This is a genomic window from Marinifilum caeruleilacunae (genome assembly GCF_013141825.1).
Lineage (GTDB): Bacteria > Bacteroidota > Bacteroidia > Bacteroidales > Marinifilaceae > Marinifilum > Marinifilum caeruleilacunae.
This window is the reverse complement of the sequence record NZ_RZNH01000195.1, coordinates 1-374: the sequence shown is the minus strand read 5'-3', so window position 1 is coordinate 374 and position 374 is coordinate 1. Positions and strand designations below refer to the sequence as shown.

General features: G+C 38.8%; 1 protein-coding gene. It reads right to left on the bottom strand.

Annotation, left to right across the window (positions count from 1 at the left end; genetic code table 11):
- Positions 1-257, bottom strand: a 257-nt coding sequence (traT, locus tag ELS83_RS21995) for a complement resistance protein TraT (RefSeq protein WP_216616791.1), incomplete at its 3' end; no start/stop codon positions are given.
- Between the last annotated feature and the right edge of the window lie 117 nt (positions 258-374).

The window sequence follows — 374 nt, the reverse complement described above, 5'->3', positions numbered from 1 at the left end:
TTAGTGACGACCTGGTAGCCTTTTGCTGTGACGGTACTGGTGATTTTCGACTGGAGCCCGCTCATATCTTTATCAGAGGTATTTTTGATTTGCAGATAAACGGTCTTATTATTTGACGGCTCCAGCCAGATTGTTTCGCTCATCTGTGTTTTTACATCCAGATTACGCTTTTTAATTGCTGTACCCATTGCGCTACAACCGGAAAGCACCAGTGCTGAACTGATGACCATTACAGCCATGATTTTATTTAGTTTCATCCTGAATCCTTGAGACATAATCAATATAAGTGAATACACATTCTCTTATTTCTTCGGAATGCGCATTCACTATAAAGGAATTTTAAGGGAAAGGTATAAATTTATTACGGTTTGAAC